Annotated in this window: 3 protein-coding genes and 1 other RNA gene; 2 read left to right on the top strand and 2 right to left on the bottom strand. The window is 53.1% G+C overall.

The features are described 5' to 3' along the window. Positions 1–96 precede the first annotated feature (96 nt). Positions 97–446: a transfer-messenger RNA gene (gene ssrA / locus QVO51_RS01235) on the bottom strand. After that, positions 447–911 carry an SsrA-binding protein SmpB gene (gene smpB, locus QVO51_RS01230; protein WP_015558231.1) on the bottom strand — a complete coding sequence of 155 codons (465 nt, stop codon included), beginning with the start codon at positions 909–911 and terminating at the stop codon, positions 447–449. A gap of 323 nt (positions 912–1,234) precedes the next feature. Between smpB and QVO51_RS01225 the strand changes: the two genes are divergently transcribed. Beyond that, positions 1,235–3,931, top strand: a complete 2,697-nt coding sequence (locus QVO51_RS01225) for a pectate lyase family protein (protein WP_022356904.1) — start codon at positions 1,235–1,237, stop codon at positions 3,929–3,931. 182 nt (positions 3,932–4,113) lie between these two features. Beyond that, positions 4,114–4,892 (top strand): DUF2726 domain-containing protein (locus QVO51_RS01220; RefSeq protein WP_288167705.1); only part of this gene is annotated, 779 nt, incomplete at its 3' end.

Genomic DNA, 4,892 nt, shown 5'->3' with positions numbered 1-4,892 from the left:
CCATCCACGCTTTTACAGGATGGGTTGCTCACGATTGATTCATTTTTTCGGGGACAAAAAGAAAAACCCACGTATTTACGCAGGTTTTCATGCATATGGTGGAGGCGATGGGAATTGAACCCATGTCCGAAAGCCGATTCCGGTCAATTTCTACGAGTGTAGCTTTTCCTTTCAATTCCCGGCTCTGCACGCCGAAAAGCAGGCTTACAGAGTCGGTAGCTCAAAAGACCTTCAGCGGATATGAGCAGATCCGCTGAATGTTCACTGCTGATCGACGCCTGTTCCGGGACCGCAGTCCTTCCCGGGCAGACGGATGGGGCCCTTAGGCAGCCATCAAAAGAGTATCGTTATCAGCGTTTAATTTTAAACGTGTTGCGTGGTTAAAGAGTCACGCCCTCTACTCGCTTATGAACGTTCACAGCCCCCGTCGAAGCCTTTACGCCCCCTTATTGATTCCGGGTCTTCAGCGCCCGGTCAATCTCCCGCTTGGCATCCCGTGCCGCTGCCGCATCCCGCTTGTCGTGGAGCTTTTTGCCCTTACACAGTCCCAGCTGCACCTTCACCCGGCTGCCCTTGAAATACAGGGACAGGGGAATCAACGTCAGCCCCTCCTGCTTGAGCGTACCCAGCAGACGATCGATCTCCTTGTGGTGCATCAGCAGCTTGCGAACCCGAAGGGGATCCGTGTTGAAAATATTACCTTTTTCATAGGGAGAGATGTGCATGCCCTTGATCCAGAGCTCACCCTTGTCGATGCTGCACCAGCTGTCCTTCAGGTTTACGCCCCCCTGCCGGATGGACTTGACCTCCGTCCCCACCAGGACGATGCCGGTCTCAAAGCTTTCCTGTACAAAGTATTCATGTCGAGCCTGTCGGTTCACCGCAATGGTCTTTAAGCCTGTTTGCTGCATACAGCACACCTCCCTGTTCAAGCGGTACATCTTATTATATCCTACTTTCCGCTGGAAGTCAAGGGCGGATCCTGTCTGTTTCGGTGGGAATACGCCTGGTTCCTTGTCACAGCATCTGCCGCACAATCCATGTGCGATTGCGAAGAAAAGAACAGGGATGCTGATAAGGAAAAACCATAATCCATCGGCAACAGATCACAATATGTTATTGCATTGGATGATTATGTGTGTTATAATAATCATATGGCTGTATTGTGCACTGATCGTGGGATATGCAAGAGGCACAGTGCAGCGGGAAATAAAGAATTTGGAGGAAATTGCATATGGTATTGACGAAGAAAACCGTCAACCGCATCTGGGGGCTGCTGACCGCCGCCCTGATGTCGGTGACAGGCCTGGCGATGGCAGCCGGCACCGTACAACCCGCACAGGCTGTGGCAGCGGATGGGCCCGTAGGCTACGGAGCAGGCACCACTGGCGGCGCTGGCGGAACTTCCGTGACGGTTGCCACCGGGGATCAGTTCCTGGCGGCGCTGGACAGCAAGGCGGACAATGTGCCTCTGACCATTTATGTGGATGGCACCATCACCCTGGACAACACCGCACAGGATGAGCTGCTGATGAAGGATCTGTCGGACATTTCCGTCATCGGCGTGGCAGACCGGGGGGAATGCAACGGCATCGGCATCCGGATGGTACGGTGTGAAAACATCATCATTCAGAATATGGAAATCCACCATGTGCTGAAGGGTGCCGGTGAGGGAGATTCCATCAGCATTGAAAACTCCGGCTATGTATGGGTGGATCACTGCGAGCTTTATAATGTATATGACGGAGACGAAAGCAAGAAGGATGTATACGATGGTCTGTTGGACTGCAAGAAGAACAGCCACCATCTGACCTATTCCTACAACTACCTGCATGACAGCTGGAAAACCATGCTCTGCGGCTTTTCCGACAGTGACAACTATGACCGGACCTTCACCATGCACCACAACATCTTTGAAAACTGCAACTCCCGGCTTCCCCTGTTCCGGTTCGGCCATGCCCACATCTATAACAACTACTACCACGATATTTACACCAGCGGCATCAACACCCGGATGGGTGCAGAAGTGTTCGTGGAAAACAACATCTTTGACAACGTAAAGGAGCCGGTTTGCTCCCTGGACAGCAAAGCCATCGGCTACTGGAATCTAAGCGGCAACCAGTTCATCGGATGCACCACTGCCAACACCAGCACCGAGACCTCTCAGAGTTGGTCGGAGAATATGGCAAACACCAGCACCTACAAGCCGGATTATGCCTACACCGCTGAGGGCACCGACACCCTGCTGGATACGCTGAAAAAATCCTGCGGCGTGGGCAAGCTGGACAGCACCGCTCCGGTCACACCGGGCACCACTGCACCGACTCCCACTACAACCACTGCTCCGGCTGTCACCACTGTCCTGGGGATCACCACTGTGCCCCCCACTACCACGCCTTCCGTAGAGCCGGTTGCAGGCGCAATTTACTGCGCTCCCAATGGTTCTGATTCCGCATCCGGCACCATGGATCATCCCATGACGGTGCAGAAGGCGATTGATTCCGTGCAGCCCGGCGGCACCATCTACTGCCTGGGAGGTGTATACAATCTGTCCTCCACCGTTAAGGTTGCTGAAAGCAACAGCGGCACAGAGCATGCCTACAAGACCATTTCCGCAGTGCCGGGTGCATCCGTAACCTTTGACTTTTCTGCAATGGCGCTGGACAATGCCAACCGGGGCGTGTCCCTGGAGGGCAGCTACTGGCACTGGTACGGGATCCGGATCCAGGGTGCCGGGGACAACGGCATGATCCTGGCAGGCAGTCACAACGTGGTGGAGCTGTGTCAGTTCACCAACAACCGGGATACCGGCTTACAGATCAGCCGGGTGAACACCTCCTACTCTGACATTTCCCAGTGGCCCTCCTACAATACCATTCTCAACTGCACCGCAAGCAACAACTGCGACGAGGCAACCATGGAAAACGCAGACGGCTTTGCCGCAAAGCTCACCTGCGGCGTGGGAAATGTATTTGACGGATGCATGTCCTACAACAACAGCGATGACGGCTGGGATCTGTACGCCAAGAGCGCAACGGGCCCCATCGGCGCTGTGACCCTCCGGAACTGCATCGCTTTCCGCAACGGCCGGACTGAGGACGGCAGAGGCGGCGGAGACTGCGATGGCAACGGATTCAAGCTGGGCGGCTCCGGCGTAGGTACTGCCCATGTGCTGGAAAACTGCATCGCCTTTGAGAACCTGCACCATGGCTTCACCGACAACAACAACCCCCTGTTCGGCAGCCTTACCAACTGTACCTCCTTCGCAAACTCCAAGGGTGGCGGCAAGGCAAACTTCCAGATGGATCGCTGCACTGCCGGTACCTTCACCAACCTGCTTTCCTATGTAAGCTACGGCAACTGCGCAAGCGATAAGTTCGTAGGCAAGATCGGAAACTCCGTATACTACAACTCCGGCAAGTACTACCAGGTTGGCAGTATGGCGGACATTTCCAAAAATAAGATCGGCGATGCCGTAACCGGTCCCCAGGACAGCGATTTCATCAGCGTGACTGCACCGGCAGAGGGCACGGATTTCCACACAGTATGGCGAAATCCGGACGGTTCCATTACCACCAACGGCTTCCTGATGCTCGCAGAGAACAGCGGATTCCGGGGTATGGGCGCAACGTTCAGCACCCAGGAGCAGCCGCCGGTGGTTACCACTACGGTACCTGCCCCGATCACCACGACTACCACCACAACCACCACCGAACCCCAGTCGGCGCCTGTATACGGCGACGTGAACTGCAACGGAGAGGTTGAGATCGGCGACGTGGTTCTGCTGGCACGGTACATTGCACAGGACGCAAGCGCCTCTGTCACCCCTCAGGGCGTGCAGAATGCAGACTGTGACAAGAACCAGGTGGTGGATTCCTCCGATATCACCGCCATCTGTCGGTATCTGGCACATCTGACAGACATCCTTTGATTTGCCAGCTTCTATCCCTTTCATAAAAACCCACCCCGGCATGCATATGCCGGGGTGGGTTTTTGGTGGCTATATTTAGAATGATACACGAAAATATTGAAAAAGCTTGAAATCCTGTAAAAAATGCTGTATACTATTGTTGTGTTTTATATCCACATAACAAGACAGACAGGAGGAACCATATGAAATGTAAAGTATGCGGCGCAGAAAGTGGAAAATACCCACTATGCTGGAACTGCAACATATTAAAGGAACAAGGGCAAATTATAAAATGCACCACCTGCAAGCAATGGCATCATAAAGATGCCTCCTGCCCACAGGCGGAATCCAACCCAAATTCCAATCCTTTTCTGTACGAGCGCCGAGAAGCCTTGCTCTCGAACTGCGAAATTGCTTTTTTCGGCGCTATACAAAATGCCTTACCAGCTGGATTCTTTGTCTTTCCTCAAATCAATCTGGCTGCTTTCGTACTCCGCACTGATCAAGCATCTTATCATAATGAGCTTTTCAGAAATATCGATTTCCTGATCACGGATCACGCATATGTCCCGAAAATTGCTGTGGAGATCAACGACAAATCCCACCTTGAACGTAACCGCCATACTCGTGATCAAAAAATACAAAAGATCCTGGAAGAAGCAGGCATCCCTCTGCTGACTCTGTGGACGTCCTATGGCATCAACCAGGCTTACATTAGCCAACGTATCACTGCACTGCTGCAGGCACCTGTCTGTCGAGTACATCATTTCTCTGGTCAGGCACCCGATTTCATACCACCATCAACGGATAATCCGATGCAGCCCACATCTGCGCCCACTGAATCTGCCCCTCCCAAAGCAAAGCCAAGTGAATCTGAAAACAAAACCAAAAAGAAGCAGGGCTGCTATATTGCTACATGCGTCTACGGCTCCTATGATTGTCCACAGGTATGGCAGCTTCGCAGATTCCGTGATCTGACTTT

The sequence above is a fragment of the Ruminococcus sp. CAG:379 genome (assembly GCF_000434255.1).
GTDB classification, from domain to species: domain Bacteria; phylum Bacillota; class Clostridia; order Oscillospirales; family Ruminococcaceae; genus Ruminococcus_F; species Ruminococcus_F champanellensis.
The sequence above is the reverse complement of the archived record's forward strand: the minus strand, read 5'-3'. Positions and strand labels throughout refer to the sequence as shown.

What these genes read in the sequence shown, in the direction of transcription:
- smpB (WP_015558231.1), bottom strand. Translation starts at nt 911, where the DNA reads ATGCAGCAAACAGGCTTAAAGACCATTGCGGTGAACCGACAGGCTCGA.
- QVO51_RS01225 (WP_022356904.1), top strand. Translation starts at nt 1,235, where the DNA reads ATGGTATTGACGAAGAAAACCGTCAACCGCATCTGGGGGCTGCTGACC.